The organism is Pantoea vagans, assembly GCF_001506165.1.
GTDB classification, from domain to species: Bacteria; Pseudomonadota; Gammaproteobacteria; order Enterobacterales; family Enterobacteriaceae; genus Pantoea; species Pantoea vagans_C.
Window position 1 is genome coordinate 2411982 of record NZ_CP011427.1, and the last position, 21022, is coordinate 2433003.

Sequence of the window (21022 nt, forward strand, 5' to 3'; positions counted from 1 at the left end):
TTGCATTGAATGACTGTCTTTGCACCATTTTTTCTTTTGGTTTAACCGCTGTGCGGCACCTCGCATTTCTGCATCGCCAATCAATACAAAAATGAAACGCTGTTTTATAAATTAGAGATATCGCGTCGATTTCTTTGTGTTTTTGCCACTATCCCGCCAACCCTTGCCAAATGACGAAGGTTTGCCGGGTCACAGCGCTCTACTTTCTATCCAATCCGGGCAAGCAGTACGGAGTAATGAGGGATGTGCAATCCGTCGATTTCAAGGAGAACCTGCCATGCAGTCTCGTAAGATTGGTCTGGGCCATTATCTGGCTTACGGTTCCGGGGATTTCCTCGGAGCAGGCACCACGGCGCTCACTGCCGCCTGGTTGCTCTATTTTTACACCACCTTCTGCGGACTTTCGCCGATAGAAGCCACCTTCATTTTTGCTGCCGCCCGCGTACTGGATGCGCTGGTCAGCCCCTTGATGGGCTTCCTCACCGACAACTTCGGTTCCACCTGGCTGGGTAAACGCTTTGGCCGCCGCAAATTCTTCATTCTGCTCGGCATCCCGTGCGTGTTCAGTTATAGCCTGATGTGGATTAGTGACATGAGTTTTTGGTGGTATCTGCTGACCTATCTGCTGTTCGATGTGGTCTACACCATGATTCTGGTGCCCTATGAAACGCTGGTACCGGAAATGACCGATGACTTTAAGCAGAAAACCCGTTTTTCCGGTGCGCGCATTGCCCTCGCACAATTGTCTTCGATTCTCGCCGCCTTTTTACCCGGCGTGCTGATTGGCTGGTTTGGCAAAGAGAACCCGGTCTCCTTTTTCTATGCCAGCCTGGTGTTCTCGGTGATCTGCGCCCTGGTGTTGACGCTGGTGTGGCGTTTCACCTGGGAACGTGCACCCGAGGATTTCTCCGCTGAGTCGCGTAGGGCGGAGGAGCAAAAGTCGCAGCTGTCGTTGCTGCAAAGCCTGAAGCGCTTGTATGTCGAACTGGCCTCCACGTTGCGCATTCGCATCTTCCGCCAGCACCTTGGTATGTATCTTGGCGGCTACATCGCGCAGGACGTGTTTAATGCGGTGTTCACCTGGTACGTGGTGTTTGTGCTGATGCAGAGCGCGCAGATCGCATCAAATCTGATGGGCACCATGGCGGTGCTGCAGTTTATCGCCGTGATGGCGATGATTCCACTGTGTATCCGCATTGGACCTGCCCCGGCCTATCGCATGGTGGTGATACTGTTCGGCCTCAGCGCCCTCTCTTACGCAGGGCTTTGGTACACCGGCATGAATGATAATCTCGCGCTGCTGGTGCTGATTTCCGCCTTAGCCGGCTTGGGCCGCGGCGGCATCAACTACGTTCCGTGGAATACCTATACCTACATCGCGGATGTTGATGAGGTGATTACCGGCCAGCGCCGCGAGGGGATTTTCGCCGGCATCATGACCTTGACCCGCAAAGCCTCGCAAGCCGGTGCCGTTATGATGGTAGGTATTGTGCTGCAGTTAGCCGGATTTACCTCCGGGAAAGCTGAGCAGGCCCCAGCCGTAGGCCATACCATCCTGTTCATTCTCAGCGTCGGTACGCTGTGTGTGCTGACCTGCGGCTTTATCGTGTCATTGCGCTTCAAACTGAACCTGCACACCCACACGGTTTTACGCCAGGAAACGGTGAAGATGCGCGCGGCCGGGCGCGTCGTGCCGGAACAGATTACGCCGCAGGCGCGCACCATCGTCGAAACGCTGGCGGGCATGCCGTATGAAAATTTGTGGGGCAACAACAATGTGGGCTATCTCAATCGCCACAAGTCTGCTGCACCGCCGCTCCCCACGCACCGTAGCCCTTTGCAACCTCTCCCTACCCTGATTAACGATAGGAATGAACCATGACTGTATTTCCTGTAAAGCACAGTGCTTTGCTGCGCCAACCTGAGTTTTTGTTACCGCGCAGCGAACTGGTACAGCTAATCCATAAACTCACCGTCAATCTAGTGAATATCACCGATCACAGCGGCGAGTTTTTACTGCGACTGGATGATGGCCGCGTGATAGACACCAAAGGCTGGGCCGGTTGGGAGTGGACGCACGGTATCGGCCTTTACGGCATGCTGCACTTCACCCAGCAAACCGGCGATAAGGCTACGCTGAAAATAATCGATGACTGGTTTGATGCCCGACTGGCGGAAGGCACCCCCACCAAAAACGTCAATACCATGTGCCCCTTCCTGACGCTGGCTTATCGCTACCAGGAGACCGGGAATGCCGCCTGGCGTCCGGTGCTGGAGCGCTGGGCCGAATGGGTAATGTATGAAATGCCGCGCACCGAACAGGGTGGCTTGCAGCATATCGTTTATAACAATGAGAATACCCAACAGTTGTGGGATGACACGCTGATGATGAGCGTGATGGCGCTGGCGAAGATCGGACAGCTATTTGATCGCCCTGAATTTGTTGAGGAAGCCAGTTATCAGTTCCTGATTCACACGCAATATTTGATGGATCGCCAAACCGGTCTGTGGTTCCACGGTTGGACGTTTGAAGGCCGCCACAATTTCGCCAACGCCCGCTGGGCGCGAGGAAACAGTTGGTTAACCATCGTGATCCCTGACTTCCTCGAAATGATGAACTGGCCTGAGCATCACGCCACGCGCCGTTTCCTGCAGCAGGTGCTGGCCAGTCAGGTGAAGGCATTAGCAGAATGCCAGCATAGCAGTGGGTTATGGCACACCTTGCTCGACGATCCACAAAGCTATCCAGAGGCGTCAGCGACCGCGGGATTTGCCTACGGCATTCTCAAAGCCGTTCGTAAGCGTTACTTACCCGAGGAATATCGCCCGATGGCAGAAAAGGCGCTGCGTGGCGTGATTGCCAACATCGATGAACAAGGGGAGTTGAAACAGGTGTCGTTTGGTACCGCGATGGGCAGCGATCTGGACTACTATCGCCAGGTACCGCTCACCTCAATGCCTTATGGTCAGGCCATGGCGCTGTTGTGTCTGACGGAGTATTTGCGGGTTTATCTCTGAATGTGTTGGGGGCAGCCATTTGGCCGCCCCCTGTTTCAATCCGTTACATATTACGGATATAGTCATCCATTTCGGTTTTCAGGTTATCGGATTTGGTCCCGAATATCGCCTGAACGCCGGAACCGGCCACCACCACGCCGCGTGCGCCTAGGGTTTTCAATTTCGCCTGATCAACCTTCGCCACATCCGCCACGCTCACACGCAGACGGGTAATACAGGCATCAAGGTTGGTAATGTTTTCTTTACCACCGAAGGCAGTCACCAGTTTGCCCGCCATTTCGCTGCCGGTTGCGCTGCTCTGTTCCATTGCCGTGTCCTCACGTCCAGGTGTTTTCAGGTTCAGTTTCACAATCAATACACGGAAAACGGTGTAGTAAATCAGGCCATAAATGATACCCACGATCGGGAACAGCCAGATTTTGCTGCTGTTACCGCTCAACACCACGAAGTCGATCAAGCCGTGTGAGAAACTGGTGCCGTCACGCATGCCCAGCAGAATACAGATTGGGAACGCCAGGCCAGCCAGAATCGCGTGGATCACGTACAGAATCGGCGCGACGAACATGAACGAGAACTCGATCGGTTCGGTAATACCGGTCAGGAACGAGGTCAGCGCAGCGGAGATCATGATGCCGCCCACTTTGGCGCGGTTCTCTGGTTTAGCCGAGTGCCAGATAGCAATCGCTGCAGCCGGTAAGCCATACATTTTAAACAGGAAGCCGCCAGAGAGTTTACCCGCGGTTGGATCGCCCGCCATGTAGCGCGGAATATCACCGTGGAACACCTGACCTGCTGCGTTAGTGAACTCACCAATCTGCATCTGGAATGGAACGTTCCAGATATGGTGCAGACCAAACGGCACCAGCGAACGCTCCACCACACCGTAGATACCAAACGCCACAACCGGGTTCTGATAGGCAGCCCATTGTGAGAAGTCCTGAATCGCCGTACCAATAGGTGGCCAGATAAAGGAGAGCACAATACCGGTGAAAATCGCGGTCAGACCCGAAATGATCGGCACAAAGCGTTTACCGGCGAAGAAGCCGAGATACTCAGGCAGTTTGATACGGTAGAAACGGTTGAACATGTAGGCGGCAATCGAACCCGCAATAATGCCCCCGAGCACCCCAGTATCCGCCAGGTGCTTGGCATCAATCTCCGCTGCAGGCAAATGCAACACCAACGGCGCAACCACCGCCATGGTTTTCACCATGATGCCGTAAGCCACCACGGACGCGAGTGCCGAAACACCGTCGTTGTTGGTAAAGCCGAGCGCCACACCAATCGCGAAGATCAACGGCATATTGGCGAACACGGAACCACCCGCTTCTGCCATGACATGGGAAACCACCGCTGGCAACCAGCTGAAGTTTGCCGAACCAACACCTAGCAAAATACCGGCAATCGGCAGAACCGATACCGGCAACATCAGCGATTTACCTACTTTCTGCAGGTTCGCAAATGCGTTCTTGAACATAGAAACTCCTGAGTATGAGTGCGTTTTTTGCGCAGTGCGCATGGTAAAGGGGGAGGATCCTTTACCGGGGTGACGCTGGGCGTCTTTTGATTTATTACGAAGGGTAAAATAAATAGCGAATTGTTACTTTGACGGCTATCACGTTTCGCTGATGAAATTTTATTGCTTTCAGTCATTTCTTACTGACCTGCATGAATAAGCAGCAATAAAACACTGCCTGCACCGCATTAAACGCGGTACAAGACAGCAATAAGGAATTAATTCATGGTTCGAAATAAAACGAATTAGCCGCCGAGACGGCTCATTGGGACGTGGAACAGGCGGGAAAAGTTCTCGGTGGTTGCTGCAGCCAGGGTTTCAATGTCTACCCCTTTCAGCACCGCCATATAATCGGCGACATCACGGGTAAAGGCGGGCTGATTCTCTTTTCCGCGATGCGGTACTGGCGCCAGATACGGAGAATCGGTTTCCACCAGCATCCGGTCCAGCGGCACATAGCGCGCGGCATCACGAATTTGCTCTGCGTTGCGGAAAGTCAAAATACCGGAGAAGGAGATATAGAAGCCCATATCCAGCAATTTCGCGGCGGTGGCTTGATCCTCGGTGAAGCAATGCAACACACCACCACACTTTTCAACCTGCTCTTCACGCAGGATCGCCAGCGTATCTTCACGCGCATCGCGGGTATGAACGATGATCGGTTTGTTCAGCGCAATACCGGTACGGATATGCTCGCGGAAGGAGGCTTGCTGCTGCGCTTTGGTTTCCTGCTGGTAAAAGTAATCCAGTCCCGTTTCACCCAGCGCGATCACCTGCTCTTCTGCGGCTAAGCGACGAAATTCGTCAACATCATAAGGCGTTTCCTGATTGAGTGGATGGACGCCGCACGCGAGCGCGATATTTTCATGGTCCCCCACCAGCTGTTTGATTTTGTAGTAATCCGGCAGCGTGGTGGCAATGGCCAGCATGAACTTCACATCACGGGCCGCCGCTTTGGCGATCACATCGTCCAAATCGCGGTGCTGTTTTTCATAATCAAGACCATCAAGATGGCAGTGCGAATCAACAATAAACATACTTCTCTCTTTTTTACTTAGCCGACCACCGCGGGTGACATCAATCGTCCCCAGGCGAGCAAGCGGTCGGTCAGAATCAGTTCACGATTTAGCGCTGCAACATGCAGCAACTGTTCGCGGCACTGCATCCACTGCTGGGCACTCGCATTCAGCGCACTGCTGTTGAGATGTTGTGCCAGTTGCATAACGACATCGACTCTGTCGCCGTTGCTGAGCCATTGGCTGGCACCCTGCTGCACTTTCATGGCATCAACTAACATCGAAATCAGCCAACTCAGTCGCTCTGCCACATCATCGCTATTGAGAGCTGGCAACAGTTGCAGCACATCCCCATTTATAGCGGTGAGCAAGGTCTCACATAGCCTGGTGCGCGCCTGCCAGCGTTCGGGTTGCAACAGCGATAACGCCGCAGCGGGTGCGCCATTACTTAAACGCAGTGCAGCACGCAGCACGACTTCAGGCTGCGGTTGCTGTTTGTGCAACCAAGACAGACTTTGCACTTCTTCCGGCGGGGACAAATGCCACGTCATGCAGCGACTGCGCAATGTTGCCAGTAAGCGCGACGGCTCACGCACGCTGAGGAAGAACCAACAGTTTGCCGGAGGCTCTTCCAGTGTTTTCAGCAGGGCGTTTGCCGCGGCTTCGGTCAGTTGTGCGGCATCAGGCAGCCAGACAATCTTGGCACCACCCTGTTGGGCGAAATGGTAGAGCTTTTCAGTCACATCGCGCACGGCATCGATCCCCAGCGACGACTTGCCCTTTTCAGCCTCTAGCCGATACCAGTCTGGATGGGTGTGCGCCTGCATCAAGTGGCAACCGTGGCAGTGACCACAGCTTTTTAACCCTTCCGGCTGCTGGCACATTAGCCAGCGGCTTACGCCCCAAACCAGCGCATCATCCCCCATTCCTTCGATGGCCTGGATCAATAAAGCATGATGCGCCTGACCGGCTTGATGTCGGGCAATAATCTGCCGATAAGGCTGGTTCAGCCATGGATACCAGTTCATGCCGCCTGACCTGCCAGCCAGTTGCGCAGCGCCTGCTGAAGTGACGATGTCACGTCTGCAATATTCTGCGTCGCGTCAATCGTGGTGATGGTAGGATCTGCGGCTGCCAGGGCCAGATAACGTTCACGTGTGCGCTCGAAAAAGCGCAGCGATTCCTGTTCAATACGATCCAGCTCACCGCGTGCACGCGCACGCTGCAGACCCATTTCTGGCGTGACATCAAGATAGAGCGTCAAATCAGGACGGAAATCACCCAGCACCGCATCGCGTAACGTGGTCATCAACTGCGTATCCAACCCACGACCTCCGCCTTGATAGGCCTGTGAAGACAAATCATGACGGTCGCCGATAACCCAGGCACCGCGCGCCAGAGCGGGCTTGATGACGTTTTCCACCAGTTGCACGCGTGCGGCATACAGCATCAGCAACTCGGCTTTATCCGTGACTTGCTCACCCTCGATGCCTTGCTTCACCAGCACACGAAGCTGCTCAGCCAGTGGCGTACCGCCGGGCTCACGGGTGAAAACCACGTCAGTGATCCCCTGCTCATGCAATACCGCGACGATGGCATCACGGGCGGTTGTTTTGCCTGCGCCTTCCAGACCCTCGATGACGATAAACTTACTTTTCATTTTTTTCCTTCATGGCCAGCCGGTAAACCTGTACCGCTTTATTGTGGCTGGCGAGGTTGGTGGTAAAGGTGTGACCGCCTTTACCATCCGCGACGAAATAGAGGTAATTGGTTTTTTCCGGATGCGCTGCCGCTTCCAGTGATGCCCTACCCGGCATGGCAATTGGCCCTGGCGGCATACCACTGATGGTATAGGTATTGTAATCGGTTGGCGTTTCCAGGTCTTTACGCGTCAGCGTGCCCGTGTAACTGTCACCCATACCGTAGATCACCGTGGGATCGGTTTGCAGTTTCATGCCGGTACGCAGTCGGTTTATAAACACCGATGCCACACGCGCGCGCTCTTCGCTGACGCCCGTTTCTTTTTCGATGATGGAGGCCATGGTCACCAAATCCTGCTCTTTCTTATAAGGCAGATTGTCCATGCGGCCTTGCCAAATCTCATCGACCAGTTTGTTCATGCGCGCGTGCGCACGCTCCAGTAGCGCCACATCGCTGGTATTGGCGGTGTAGAGATAAGTGTCAGGATAGAAAGCGCCTTCGAGCTGGCTGGCATCCAGTTTAAGGGCTGCTGCCACGGTGGCAAACTCATCATCCGTCAGGGTGTGTTTGAGATAAGGCGCTTTGCGCAGTTCTGCCAACCACTCTTTCAAACGTGAGCCTTCAACAAAGCGCACCGGGAACTGTGCCTCTTTACCGCTGGCCAACAGCTCAAGCAACTGGCGCACCGTCATATTGCTTTCCAGCCGATAAGTACCCGCCTTGAATTTGGCTAATTCCGGTTCCAGTTTCAATAACGGGCCAAACCAGATGCTGGCAGGAATAATATGCTGACTTTCCAGCTGTGCTTCCAGTACCACGCGACCGCTGCCTGCTGGCAGGGTATAAAGGGTTTCCTGGCTGATCGTCAAAGGTGTATCGGCTAAACGTTCGATTTGCCAATAACTAAAGGCGGCCGCGAGGCCGGCAATCGCCACGGCGCTGGCGACGATTTTTTTCATTCGGGTCATGTTGCTTCCATTGTCTGGCAACTGTCCTGCAGTTGCTGGTACAGCGTGCGCGCGGAGAACGAAACATCGTCAATTTTCCGCACAGGTAAAACCGGCATCAGGGCGTTACAAATCACCACTTCATCGGCGTTCAACACATCGTCCCTGCTACCGTCAATCAATTGACAAGACTGGCCTGCCATCGCCATTTGCGCCATCAGATAACGGCACATAATGCCATTCACACCCGCTTGTTCCAGGCGCGGCGTATAGATGCGTTCGCCTTTGCGCCAGAATAAATTGGCCGCACAGCATTCCACCACCGTCCCTGCAGTGTCAAGCACCAGCGCTTCGTCAGCGTCGGTCTGATCAAGATGTCGACGGATCAGCACTTGTTCAAGTCTGTTCAAATGCTTTAGCCCAGCCAGTAAAGGATTTCTTGCCAACCGAACCGGACTGGTGACGAGGGTTGCACCTTGCTGCTGCAAACGGGCGTAATGATTCGGCCAGGGTGCCAGCGAAAGAATGCGAGTCGGCGTCTCGCAGCCGGCTCTGCTGTAGCCTCTGCCTCCTGCACCGGGCGTCAGAATGACTTTTAATACGGCCTGAGCCTGACCGCTGGCCAGCTGCTGCATCTCTGCCGACAATCGGGCGAGATCAGGGAGCGGTATAAACAGGCGTTCACAGCTCTCTTTCAGCCGTTGCAGATGGGCATCCAGCAACTGAATTCTGCCGCCAACCACCGCGGCAGTGGTAAAGCAGCCGTCGCCAAACTGCACCGCGCGATCGCTTGCGGAGAGCACGTTCTGCTCTATGCCGTTTATCAACATACCCATCCCCTTGGCTACTGTGCCTGTTTACATACCATCGACGAACGTAAGATTCCACGCCACTGCGTGTCAAAATATAAAAAAGGCCCGCATTGCGGGCCTTTTATTGGGCGGGGTATGAATTATACCTTGCGGAAGATAAGCGAACCGTTGGTGCCGCCAAATCCGAAGGAGTTACACAAAGCATACTCCAGACCGCTCACCTGGCGCGCCGTATGCGGCACGAAATCCAGGTCGCAACCTTCATCTGGGTTATCCAGGTTGATGGTTGGCGGAATGGCCTGGTCACGCAGTGCCAGAATCGAATAAATCGATTCTACGGCCCCTGCCGCACCGAGCAAGTGTCCGGTCATGGATTTGGTAGAGCTGACCATCACACTGCGGGCCGCTGCACCAAATACTGACTTCACTGCCTGCGCTTCAGCTTTGTCACCGGCTGGCGTCGAGGTGCCATGCGCGTTAACGTAGCCAATCTGCTCCGCATTCAGCTGCGCATCACGCAATGCATTGACCATTGCCGCTGCTGCACCTGAACCATCTTCCGGAGGAGAGGTCATGTGGTAAGCATCGCTGCTCATGCCGAAACCGATAATTTCAGCATAGATTTTAGCACCGCGCTTCTTCGCATGTTCGTACTCTTCCAGCACCACAATGCCTGCACCGTCACCCAGCACAAAGCCATCACGATCTTTATCCCACGGACGGCTTGCCGCCTGCGGGTTCTCGTTATTTGTGGAGAGCGCACGTGCAGCACCGAAGCCACCGACACCCAGTGGGGTACTGGCTTTTTCAGCACCACCAGCCAGCATAACGTCAGCATCGTTGTACGCGATGATACGCGCAGCATGACCAATGTTATGCACGCCTGAAGTACAAGCCGTTGCAATCGAAATGCTTGGTCCTTTGAGACCGTACATGATGGTCAGATGACCGGCTACCATGTTAACGATGGTCGAAGGAACAAAGAATGGGCTGATTTTGCGCGGGCCGCCGTTGACCAGAGAACTGTGGTTATCTTCAATTAAACCCAGTCCGCCGATGCCGGAACCAATTGCCGCACCGATGCGACCGGCATTCTCATCAGTTACAACCAGACCGGAGTCTGCCATAGCCTGAATGCCGGCAACAATGCCGTATTGGATGAAGTCATCCATCTTGCGCTGATCTTTGCGCGAGATGAATTCATCGCAATTAAAATCTCTTACTAAGCCCGCAAAGCGTGTTGCGTAGGCACTAGTATCAAAATGGTCGATCAGGTTAATGCCGCTCTGACCGGCAAGGAGAGCACTCCAGGTAGACTCTACGGTATTGCCGACAGGAGACAACATGCCAAGACCAGTCACAACTACACGACGCTTAGACACGTACGTCCTCCAGGGAGGGAAAAAATAACGCTATGTGGGGCAAACATAAAACTCAGGCGGTCGAGGTGACCGCCTGAAGATATTCATTAGCCTTGATGGCTATTGATGTAATCGATCGCTGCCTGAACGGTAGTGATTTTCTCAGCTTCTTCGTCTGGAATTTCAGTATCAAACTCTTCTTCCAGAGCCATTACCAGCTCAACGGTGTCAAGAGAATCTGCACCCAGGTCTTCAACGAAAGAAGCAGTGTTAATCACTTCGTCTTCTTTAACACCCAGCTGCTCAGCTACGATTTTCTTAACGCGTTGTTCGATATCGCTCATACTATTTAATTTCCTATCAAAACTCGCTTTCGCGATGGTTTTCGTAGTGTATAAAATGTTGAAAAAGATGCAACAAAATCCCGGCTGGTCGAACCACGATTTTGCGCTATTCTGCGGTGTTTACCGCAGATAATGCAAATGATTTCGTGATTATCAGACCATGTACATGCCGCCATTGACGTGCAGCGTCTCACCCGTGATGTAAGAGGCTTCGTCAGAGGCTAAGAATGCAACAGCATTGGCAATCTCCTGCGGGTCGCCTAAACGACCTGCCGGCACTTCTGCCAAAATGCCCGAGCGCTGATCTTCGTTCAGTGCACGCGTCATGTCCGTCTCAATAAAGCCCGGAGCCACGACGTTTACGGTAATGCCACGTGACGCGACTTCTCGCGCCAGTGATTTGCTAAAGCCAATCAAACCTGCTTTTGCTGCCGCGTAGTTTGTTTGGCCCGCGTTACCCATGGTTCCAACTACAGAACCGATGGTAATGATACGGCCCACGCGTTTTTTCATCATGGCACGCATAACCGCCTTAGAAAGACGGAAGACCGATGTCAGGTTGGTATCGAGGATATCCGCCCATTCATCGTCTTTCATGCGCATCAACAGATTGTCACGCGTAATGCCTGCATTATTGACTAAAATGTCCACTTCGCCAAATTCAGCGCGAACTTTCTCGAGCACGCTCTCAATAGAGGCGGCATCGGTCACGTTCAGCAGCAGACCTTTACCTTTATCGCCGAGGTAAGCACTGATTGCTTCCGCACCGCTTTCACTGGTAGCCGTTCCCACCACTTTCGCACCGCGTGCAACCAGCGTTTCCGCGATCGCACGGCCAATGCCGCGGCTTGCGCCAGTCACCAGCGCTACTTTACCTTCAAAGCTCATGTTTTTCCTCTTATTCCTGTGTAAACGCAGCGTTTAGTGAAGCAGAATCGTTCACTGCAGCAGCGGTCAGGCTATCTACAATACGTTTGGTCAGACCGGTCAGGACTTTACCTGGACCGATCTCCAGCAACTGGTCAACACCTTGGGTCGCGATAAACTCAACCGCTTCCGTCCAGCGAACGGGGCTGTACAGCTGGCGTACCAGGGCGCTGCGAATCGCCGCGGCCTCAGTTTCGCACTTCACATCCACGTTGTTAACCACCGGTACGGCTGGGGCGTTGAACGTAATGTTCTCCAGCGCAACGGCCAGTTTCTCTGCGGCGGGCTTCATTAACGCACAGTGCGACGGTACGCTGACAGGTAACGGCAACGCACGTTTTGCACCTGCTGCTTTACAGGCTGCTCCAGCACGCTCTACCGCTTCTTTATCGCCCGCGATAACCACCTGGCCAGGCGAGTTGAAGTTGACCGGTGAAACCACCTGACCTTGCGCGCTTTCTTCGCAGGCTTTACGGATGGATTCATCATCAAGACCAATAATTGCCTGCATGGCGCCCGTGCCTTCTGGCACCGCTTCTTGCATCAATTTGCCGCGCAGCTCAACCAGCTTAATCGCATCGGCGAAATTCAGTACACCAGCACAAACCAGCGCAGAATATTCACCCAAGCTGTGGCCCGCCATTAACATCGGCTGTGAGCCATTTTTGCTCTGCCAGACACGGTAAATGGCCACTGAAGCCGCCAGCAGGGCTGGTTGGGTCTGCCAGGTTTTGTTCAACTCTTCAGCGGGGCCTTGTTGCACCAGCTGCCATAAGTCGTAACCCAGTGCATCTGAAGCTTCACGGAATGTGGCTTCAACCTGCGGATTTTCTGCAGCCAGGTCGGCCAACATGCCAACGGTCTGCGATCCCTGTCCCGGGAAAACAAAAGCAAATTGTGTCATCTTTCGTTCCTGTCAATCAAAAGCGAACCAGCGCCGAACCCCAGGTAAAACCGCCACCAAAGGCTTCGAGCAAAATCAGTTGTCCTGGCTTGATACGGCCATCACGCACGGCTTCATCGAGTGCACTTGGCACTGAGGCAGCGGAAGTATTGCCGTGGCGATCCAGCGTGACCACAACCTTGTCCATGCCCATGCCGAGTTTTTTGGCGGTGGCGCTGATAATGCGCAAGTTGGCCTGGTGTGGTACCAGCCAGTCGAGCATTTCGCGGTCAAGGTTATTGGCCTGTAACGTCTCGTCAACGATGTGGGCGAGTTCAGTTACTGCCACTTTGAAGACTTCATTACCTGCCATGGTGAGGTAAGCTGGCTCATCCTGATGCGCACGGTCCTGATACGGCAGCGTCAACAGTTTGCCGTAGCGGCCATCAGCGTGAAGATGTGTCGACAGAATGCCCGGCTCTTCGCTTTGACCCAGTACCACCGCACCGGCGCCATCACCGAACAGGATTATGGTGCCGCGATCTTCAGGATCCAGTGTCCGCGCCAAAACGTCCGCACCAATCACCAGCGCGTGTTTAACCACGCCATTTTTGATGTATTGATCGGCAACGCTTAATGCGTAGGTAAAACCTGCACAAGCGGCGGCCAAATCAAATGCCGCGCAGTCGTTAATCTCCAGCATTTGCTGGATCATACACGCTGAACTTGGGAAGGCGTGGCTGGAAGAGGTGGTTGCCACAATAATCAGACCGACATCGCTGGCAGCGACGCCAGCCATTTCCAGCGCACGTTGCGCGGCGGTAAAGCCCATGGTGGCCACGGTTTCATCTGGCGCAGCAATGCGGCGCTCACGGATGCCGGTACGGGTGACAATCCACTCGTCCGAAGTTTCCACCAGTTTTTCAAGATCCGCATTGGTGCGAACCTGCTCAGGCAAATAGCTGCCCGTACCGATAATTTTGGTAAACATCTACGCTTTGTCACTCCTGGCTAATACAGCGTCAAGGCGCGCAGCAATCCTCTCTGGGACTTGCCTTCGCACCGCCTGCTCTGCCTGCTCTATCGCCACGGCAAACGCACGTTGATTCGCCGCACCGTGGCTTTTGATCACTGTCCCGCGCAATCCTAACAGACAAGCGCCATTGTACTGGTCGGGGTTGAGATGACCGAAACGTTTAGCCAGGCGCTTTTGAATCCAGCGCCCGACCAGTTTCAACCACCAAGCCCGTTTTTTCCCATCCTCTGACGACTTGAGCAGAGAAAGAAACATTCTTACCACGCCTTCCATGGTTTTCAGCGTGACGTTACCCACGAAGCCATCACAGACCAGCACATCCGTCTTGCCGGTGAGGAGATCGTTCCCCTCAAGATATCCAATATAGTTGATTTGCGGTGTGTCTCGTAGAACCGCAGATGCTGCGCGAATCGTTTCCAGCCCTTTGGTCTCTTCCTGACCAATGTTCAAGAGTGCAACGCGCGGCTTGGCAATTTCCAGCACTTCTTCTGCCATGACGGCGCCCATCACCGCAAACTGCACCAGCATGTCGCTGTCTGAATCGACGTTTGCGCCTAAATCCAGCACCACCGTTTTGCCATGCTGCTGATGCGGCAAGACGGTCATCAACGCCGGACGCTCAATCCCATCCAGCGGCTTTAATAACATTTTTGCCAGACCCATCAATGCGCCGGTATTCCCCGCACTGATACAAGCCTGTGCTCTCCCCTCTTTCACCTGTTCTAACGCCACGCGCATGGAACTGCCGCGACTGTTACGAATAGCTTGTGAAGGTTTGGCATCACTTGCAATAACCGATTCGGCAGGGATCACCTGCACACGCCCCAGTAACGAGGAATCCGCTTTGGCAAGAAATGACGAGATGATGTCGGGATCACCGACCAGAAGAAGAACCAGATGCGTATGAGAGGCCAGTGCCTGCAAGGATGCAGGCACTGTCACGCAGGGACCGAAATCCCCGCCCATGGCATCAACTGCCAGGGTCAAACGTGTCAAGGTATCGCCTTGCGTAACCGCAAAGAATTACTTGGTGATAACCTTGCGACCGCGGTAGTAACCATCCGCAGTGATATGGTGACGCAGATGAGTTTCACCAGAAACTTTATCTACTGACAGAGCTGCGGTGGTCAGCGCATCGTGTGAACGACGCATACCACGCTTAGAACGGGTTGGTTTATTCTGTTGTACGGCCATGGACCTTACTCCTATTACTTACGCTTTAAACTGGCTAATACGGCAAACGGATTTGGTTTTTCTGCCTCTTCAGGCAGCTTCCCAAATACCATGTCCGCGTCGGACACTTCACAGTGTTCAGAATCATGCACCGGAACGACAGGCAGCGCGAGGATGAGTTCATCTTCGATGACTGCCAGCAAGTCGATTTCGCCGAAATCATTGATATCAACTGGCTCGTACGCTTCCGGCAGTGCCTCGGCCTGCTCATCAGAAGAGACAGGACTGAAGCAATAGCTTACGTGAACATGATGCGGAAACGACTGGTTGCAGCGTTGACAAGACAGAGTCACCTGCGTTTCAGCTGTTCCCTCAAGAACCGCTAAGCGCTGGTTGTCAATCGCAAACGACATGGTGCATTCCACATCACTGTCCACACTCACGACCGTTTCAGCCAAACGCGCCACCAATTCAGGTGCATACACACCTTGGTAATCAAGGCGTTTTTGCGCGGCACGGGCCACATCGATCGTCAGGGGTAATTTTACCTTTTGCATAGGGCGCGCATATTAACTTTGTAACGTCATAGAGTCAAAGAAAAAGGCCGGTTTACAGCATCTTTCACCCGTTAGTCGCATCCAGTGCGGCGCATAGTTTAAAATGACTGTCATCTTTACGCTATCTATTCTGAAAAAAAATGATGACTCCGTTAATTTTGGCCTCGACCTCCCCTTTCCGTCAGACCTTGCTGGCCAAGCTTGGCCTGCCGTTCATGGCCGCCGCCCCAGATTGTGACGAAACCCCACGGCCCGATGAATCCGCGCAAGAGTTGGTACAACGCCTGGCGTTAGCCAAAGCGCAAGCATTGGCGGAAGATTACCCTAACCACTGGATCATTGGCTCTGATCAGGTTTGCGTGCTGGATGGTGTGATTACGGGAAAACCTCATACCGTTGCCAATGCCTGCCAGCAACTTTCGGCTGCCAGCGGTAAGGTGATCACTTTTTACACCGGGTTGGCGTTGATACAACCACAAAGTCAGCAACAGCACGTGATTGTTGAACCCTTTAACGTGCATTTCCGCACCTTAAATGATGAAGAAATTCGCCTCTACGTAGAAAAGGAACAACCGTTGCACTGTGCAGGCAGTTTTAAAAGTGAAGGGATGGGAATTTGTCTGTTTGAACGGCTTGAGGGACGCGATCCCAATACATTAATTGGTCTACCGCTGATTGCGCTAAATGAAATGCTCATAAAAGTGGGCATCAACGCGTTAGGTTGATGCCCGTTGCATCACGCTTTTTTCTGACGTAACTGTGCAAGGCAATGCTTAAGCGCATTATCCAGCGGCGCTTCCATCCGCAACACTTCCCCGGTATTAGGGTGTGTGAAGGTCAACGCTGCCGCGTGCAAGAACAAGCGAGCCAAACCTGTTGAGGCAAGTTGGCGGTCAAATTCACGATCGCCATAACGATCGTCAAACGCAATCGGATGTCCACCATGCAGCGTGTGCACGCGAATCTGATGCGTACGACCGGTGACCGGGCTCGCTTTTACTAACGTCGCAAAGCCAAAACGCTCTTCCACTTTAAAGCGCGTCTCTGAAGGCTTTCCTTCCGCACTCACGCGCACAACACGCTCACCACTTTGCAAAATGTTTTTCAGTAAGGGAGCCTGCACAACTTTCAAATGTGATGGCCAGTCACCGCGCACCAGTGCCAGGTAATCTTTCTGCATGCCTTTTTCGCGCAACTGCTCATGCAACGAACGCAGAGCCGAGCGTTTTTTAGCAACCAGCAGAATGCCTGAGGTATCACGATCAAGGCGATGAACCAATTCAAGGAAACGCGCTTCCGGGCGCAGTGCGCGCAGACCTTCAATAACCCCAAAGCTCAGGCCGCTTCCGCCATGAACTGCTGTGCCTGCCGGTTTGTTCAACACCAGTAAATGATCGTCTTCGTACAGGATGGCATGCGCCAACGCCGCGACTTTATCAAGTTTCGGCGACACAGCCTGCTCTTCTCGCTCAGCAACCCGCACTGGAGGAATTCGGACTTCGTCGCCCTCTTCCAGTTTATATTCCGGTTTGACGCGACCTTTATTCACGCGCACCTCGCCTTTACGCAAGATGCGATAAATCATGCTTTTCGGCACGCCCTTGAGCTGGGTGCGCAAAAAGTTATCAATTCGTTGTCCGGCATTTTCAGCCGAAATGGCGACATACTGTACGCCGGGATTCTCTGTTTTCATGGCGGCGATTCTAAATAGTGTCCCTGGATAGCGCCACCCCTTTTTCTGTGCTTAACTCTCTCTTTATCGCGTTGGGAAAAGGTCTTAATGATGACTTTTTCATCAAAGCGAGGTTAAGCCCTGCAAATGAACAGGTTAAGGATGCACAAACTTCACAGCTCGGCAAAAGTCGCCTTGCTATATGTTGGTGAGCAATGGAATAATGCAGGGGTTTCTGTCCTGGAAAGAGTCAGGCAGGAAAAAGAGCGAAATTAAGGTATTTTGCCGGATGAAACTGACACGCAGCAATGGCGTAAGACGTGATGTTTAATCAGGCACTTAGCGGGCTGCGGGTTGCGGCCTGGACGACAGACTAGGATGTGTGGATTTCTGAATACTCTGTAGCAATTCCACCTTCAGGCGCTGGTTTTCCTTATGAAAAACAGGCCACCGACAAGATTTGCGCCTCTTTAGCCGACGACAACCGTGAGGTTGACGTCAGTGCATTAAGACACGAGGCCATCGGTTGATTCTCGTCCATGGGTAACGATGCCCGCAGCTTTATCACTCATGTGAGAATAACGAGTAAGTCACGATGAAAAGAATGTTAATTAACGCAACTCAGCAGGAGGAGTTGCGCGTTGCCCTTGTTGATGGACAACGTCTGTACGATCTGGATATCGAAAGCCCCGGACACGAGCAGAAAAAAGCCAATATCTACAAAGGTAAAATCACCCGTGTTGAACCAAGCCTCGAAGCTGCATTTGTAGACTACGGTGCTGAACGCCACGGTTTTCTCCCTCTTAAAGAAATTTCCCGCGAATATTTCCCTGCCAATTACAACGCACATGGTCGTCCTAACATCAAAGATGTGCTGCGTGAAGGTCAGGAAGTTATCGTTCAAATTGATAAAGAGGAGCGCGGTAATAAAGGTGCTGCATTAACCACCTTTATTTCACTGGCCGGTAGCTATCTGGTACTGATGCCGAACAACCCGCGTGCCGGTGGCATTTCCCGTCGCATCGAAGGTGATGACCGTACCGAACTGAAAGAAGCACTCTCCGCGTTGGAACTGCCAGACGGTATGGGCTTAATCGTTCGTACTGCAGGCGTGGGCAAATCTGCCGAATCACTGCAGTGGGATCTCAGCTTCCGACTGAAACACTGGGAAGCGATTAAAAAAGCCGCCGATAGCCGCCCTGCACCTTTCCTGATCCATCAGGAAAGTAATGTCATTGTGCGCGCCTTCCGCGACTACCTGCGTCAGGATATCGGTGAAATTCTTATCGATAACCCGAAAGTACTGGAACTGGCTCGTCAGCATATCGCTGCGTTGGGTCGCCCCGACTTCAGCAGCAAAATCAAACTGTACACCGGTGAAATACCGCTGTTCAGTCATTATCAGATCGAGTCGCAGATCGAATCCGCCTTCCAGCGTGAAGTGCGTCTGCCTTCCGGTGGTTCGATTGTTATCGACAGCACTGAAGCGTTGACCGCTATCGACATCAACTCCGCACGTGCCACGCGCGGTGGTGATATCGAAGAAACGGCGTTCAATACGAACCTGGAAGCCGCTGATGAAATCGCGCGCCAACTGCGCTTGCGTGACCTTGGTGGCCTGATCGTTATCGACTTCATCGATATGACACCAGTCCGTCACCAGCGTGCGGTTGAGAACCGTCTGCGCGAAGCCGTCCGTCAGGACCGCGCACGCATTCAGATCAGCCACATTTCGCGTTTCGGTTTACTGGAAATGTCGCGTCAGCGCCTCAGCCCTTCATTGGGCGAGTCCAGCCACCACGTGTGCCCACGTTGTAGCGGTACCGGCACCATTCGTGATAACGAATCGCTCTCCTTGTCTATTTTGCGTTTGATTGAAGAAGAAGCGCTGAAAGACAACACCAAAGAAGTGCATGCGATTGTACCTGTGCCGGTAGCCTCTTACCTGCTGAACGAAAAACGTGATGCAGTCAGCGCTATCGAGAAGCGCCAGGGTGGCGTCCGTGCCATTATCGTGCCGAACGATCAGATGGAAACGCCACACTACTCCGTGCTGCGCGTGCGTAAAGGTGAAGAGACGCAGACCCTCTCTTATCACCTGCCGAAGTTACATGAGGCGGAGATGGCGTTGCCTTCGGAAGAAGAGCATGCTGAGCGTCGTCGTCCTGAGCAGCCGGCACTTGCCGCGTTCGTGATGCCGGATGCACCACCTGCGCCGGTTGAAGCTGAACAAACCAGCCAGCCTGTGGCGAAAGCCGCCGCTAAACCGGCCGCAGCTGCTGCACCTGCCGTTGCCAGCACCGGCTTTGTTGCTCGCCTTCTGAGTGGCTTGAAAAAACTGTTCGCGGGTGATGCACCTGCAGCAACTCCAGCAGAAGTTAAGCCAGAAGAGAAAGCCGCTGAAGGTGAGAACAATCAACAGCGTGGCGAACGTCGTAACAACCGTCGCAGCAACAATCGTCGTGAGCGCACACCGCGTAATGGCGACAATGCGCAGGGCCGTGAAGCTCGCGAACCGCGTGAAGCACGTGAACCTCGCGAGTCGCGTGAACCGCGTGAAGCACGTGAGCCTCGTGATAACCAAGACAATCGCCGTAATAAGCGTCAGAACGAGCCACGTGGCGAGCGCCCTGCACTGACTGAAGAGCAGTTGCAGCAGCGTGATGAGCAGCAACAACAGCGCCGTGAACAGCGTGCTGAGCGTCAGCGTCGTCGTCAGGAAGAAAAACGCACTCAGCAGCAGGATCAGAAAGCCGCTGATGCCGTTCAGACTGATATCGTTGACGAAAACGTTGCTCAGGAAGAAGAACGCGTTCAAGTCATGCCGCGTCGTAAACCGCGCCAGCTGAATCAGCGTGTCCGCGTGGGTGATACCACTGAAGTGACCGCCGCGATTCCAACCCCAGCCGTTTCAGAAGCTGCGGTTGAAACAGCACAGCGCGCTCAGTTCAATGAACAACCTGAAGCAACCCATGATGAGCAAGATGACAACGAAAACCGTGATAGCGCGAATATGCCGCGCCGCTCACGTCGTTCTCCTCGTCACTTGCGCGTGAGTGGTCAACGCCGTCGTCGCTATCGTGACGAGCGCTACCCAACGCAGTCTGCGATGCCGCTGGAATCAGCCTCTGCTTCACCAGAAATGGCGTCAGGCAAAGTCTGGATTACCTATCCGGTTGCTCAGACGCACGAGCAGTTCTCTTCTCCGGAAGCGTTGAACGAAATGCCAGATTACAGCTATCAGCATACTGGTGAGCCGGATACTCAGCTTGTGGCAGTGGAAGCGGCATCAACTGAAGTCGCGCAGCCTGAAACACAAGAGATCGTTCATCACGCTGAACCGCAGGCACACACTGAAGTGCCAGTGGTGAATACGGATGATCTGGCACCTGTTGCCGCTCCGGTCAACGAAGAACCTGCCGTGATCCCGGCTGCTGATGAGCAGATTGCGCAACAAACGGCGGCAGAAGCGGTCCCGGCCATCACCGCTGATGAGCCTGTTGTTGAAGCCGTCGCAGATGTTGAACCTGTGGCAGAAGTTGAGCCTGTAGCGGAAGTCGTGCGTGAAGCCGTAGTCGTCGCTGAACAAGCCCCAGCAGATGTCGCGCCGGCGGTTGAATCGCAAGTGGAAGACGTGCTGAGTGCACCGGTTGCTGCTGAAGCGCCTGTTGCAGCTGTCGCGGAACCCCATGCGCCTGTTGCAGCGCGTGACACTGCTGTAAACAACGCTGAAACCCGCTGGAAGCATCACGCCACTGCGCCGATGACCAAAGCACCGGCGCCGGCATGGGAACCTGCAGCGGTTCGTCACAGCGACTGGGTTCGCCCACCGTTCGACTTTGACGGTCGTGGTTCTGCAGGTGGCCACAGCGCCACTCACCAGGCGACAGCACCGGCTACACGTCCTGAAAGCGTTTAAGCTTAAGCCGTAAAGCGATAACAAAACCCCGACTGGTTCGGGGTTTTTTATTGCCAGTAAGAAGCGCGATAGATTGCGCAAAAAAAATCCCACGGCCTCGAAAGGCGGTGGGAGAAACTAAGCGCGCCCGGTTTAAGCAC

The 21022-nt window shown here is 53.8% G+C and carries 19 protein-coding genes; 4 read left to right on the forward strand and 15 right to left on the reverse strand.

Annotated features, from left to right (window positions below):
• Positions 1–277 precede the first annotated feature (277 nt).
• Together LK04_RS11255 and LK04_RS11260 are read left to right on the forward strand one after the other, a co-directional pair.
• A complete protein-coding gene (locus LK04_RS11255) occupies positions 278–1882 on the forward strand; it encodes an MFS transporter (RefSeq protein WP_039333692.1) in 1605 nt (534 codons plus the stop codon).
• Positions 1879–3018, forward strand: coding sequence for a glycoside hydrolase family 88/105 protein (locus LK04_RS11260; RefSeq protein WP_039333690.1), 1140 nt, complete (start codon positions 1879–1881; stop codon positions 3016–3018). The genes LK04_RS11255 and LK04_RS11260 overlap by 4 nt, the downstream gene beginning before the upstream one ends.
• 43 nt (positions 3019–3061) lie before the next feature.
• Here LK04_RS11260 and ptsG read toward each other — a convergent pair whose 3' ends face one another.
• The 14 genes from ptsG to yceD all read right to left on the reverse strand — a co-directional run bounded on the left by ptsG (position 3062) and on the right by yceD (position 15291).
• Positions 3062–4495: a PTS glucose transporter subunit IIBC gene (gene ptsG, locus LK04_RS11265; RefSeq protein WP_039333688.1), complete on the reverse strand. Its 1434-nt coding sequence runs from the start codon at positions 4493–4495 to the stop codon at positions 3062–3064.
• Between the two features lie 284 nt (positions 4496–4779).
• Positions 4780–5571: a metal-dependent hydrolase gene (locus LK04_RS11270; RefSeq protein WP_039333685.1), complete on the reverse strand. Its 792-nt coding sequence runs from the start codon at positions 5569–5571 to the stop codon at positions 4780–4782.
• 17 nt (positions 5572–5588) lie between these two features.
• Complete coding sequence (holB, locus tag LK04_RS11275) at positions 5589–6578, reverse strand: DNA polymerase III subunit delta' (protein WP_039333683.1); 990 nt, start codon at positions 6576–6578, stop codon at positions 5589–5591.
• Entirely contained in the window at positions 6575–7210 is a 636-nt protein-coding gene (gene tmk, locus LK04_RS11280) for a dTMP kinase (protein WP_039333681.1), read from the reverse strand. The genes holB and tmk overlap by 4 nt, the downstream gene beginning before the upstream one ends.
• Entirely contained in the window at positions 7200–8219 is a 1020-nt protein-coding gene (gene mltG, locus LK04_RS11285; RefSeq protein WP_039333679.1) for an endolytic transglycosylase MltG, read from the reverse strand. Before mltG ends, tmk begins: the two co-directional genes overlap by 11 nt.
• Positions 8216–9028 (reverse strand): aminodeoxychorismate lyase, encoded by an 813-nt coding sequence (pabC, locus tag LK04_RS11290; RefSeq protein WP_039333677.1) that lies wholly within the window; start codon positions 9026–9028, stop codon positions 8216–8218. Before pabC ends, mltG begins: the two co-directional genes overlap by 4 nt.
• 122 nt (positions 9029–9150) lie before the next feature.
• Positions 9151–10392, reverse strand: a complete 1242-nt coding sequence (gene fabF / locus LK04_RS11295; RefSeq protein WP_039333675.1) for a beta-ketoacyl-ACP synthase II — start codon at positions 10390–10392, stop codon at positions 9151–9153.
• Positions 10393–10478: 86 nt separating this feature from the next.
• Positions 10479–10715, reverse strand: a complete 237-nt coding sequence (gene acpP, locus LK04_RS11300; protein WP_007885774.1) for an acyl carrier protein — start codon at positions 10713–10715, stop codon at positions 10479–10481.
• A gap of 153 nt (positions 10716–10868) precedes the next feature.
• Positions 10869–11603 (reverse strand): 3-oxoacyl-ACP reductase FabG, encoded by a 735-nt coding sequence (gene fabG, locus LK04_RS11305; protein WP_039333672.1) that lies wholly within the window; start codon positions 11601–11603, stop codon positions 10869–10871.
• Between the two features lie 10 nt (positions 11604–11613).
• Positions 11614–12546, reverse strand: coding sequence for an ACP S-malonyltransferase (fabD, locus tag LK04_RS11310; protein WP_039333670.1), 933 nt, complete (start codon positions 12544–12546; stop codon positions 11614–11616).
• Positions 12547–12562: 16 nt separating this feature from the next.
• Positions 12563–13516: a beta-ketoacyl-ACP synthase III gene (locus LK04_RS11315; RefSeq protein WP_039333668.1), complete on the reverse strand. Its 954-nt coding sequence runs from the start codon at positions 13514–13516 to the stop codon at positions 12563–12565.
• The gene (gene plsX, locus LK04_RS11320; RefSeq protein WP_039333666.1) at positions 13517–14557 is read right to left on the reverse strand and encodes a phosphate acyltransferase PlsX; all 1041 of its coding nucleotides are present in this window, start codon (positions 14555–14557) and stop codon (positions 13517–13519) included.
• Between the two features lie 27 nt (positions 14558–14584).
• Entirely contained in the window at positions 14585–14755 is a 171-nt protein-coding gene (gene rpmF, locus LK04_RS11325; RefSeq protein ID WP_007885783.1) for a 50S ribosomal protein L32, read from the reverse strand.
• A gap of 14 nt (positions 14756–14769) precedes the next feature.
• On the reverse strand, positions 14770–15291 hold the full coding sequence (yceD, locus tag LK04_RS11330; RefSeq protein ID WP_039333660.1) for a 23S rRNA accumulation protein YceD: 522 nt from the start codon (positions 15289–15291) through the stop codon (positions 14770–14772).
• Between the two features lie 143 nt (positions 15292–15434).
• Here yceD and LK04_RS11335 point away from each other — a divergent pair, with 143 nt between their 5' ends.
• On the forward strand, positions 15435–16016 hold the full coding sequence (locus LK04_RS11335; protein ID WP_197063347.1) for a Maf family protein: 582 nt from the start codon (positions 15435–15437) through the stop codon (positions 16014–16016).
• An 11-nt stretch (positions 16017–16027) separates the two neighbouring features.
• Here the strand turns inward: LK04_RS11335 and rluC are convergent, their stop codons facing one another.
• Positions 16028–16984, reverse strand: coding sequence for a 23S rRNA pseudouridine(955/2504/2580) synthase RluC (gene rluC / locus LK04_RS11340; RefSeq protein WP_039333656.1), 957 nt, complete (start codon positions 16982–16984; stop codon positions 16028–16030).
• Positions 16985–17558: 574 nt separating this feature from the next.
• Between rluC and rne the strand changes: the two genes are divergently transcribed.
• Positions 17559–20882 carry a ribonuclease E gene (gene rne, locus LK04_RS11345; RefSeq protein WP_039333654.1) on the forward strand — a complete coding sequence of 1108 codons (3324 nt, stop codon included), beginning with the start codon at positions 17559–17561 and terminating at the stop codon, positions 20880–20882.
• Positions 20883–21022: the final 140 nt, after the last annotated feature.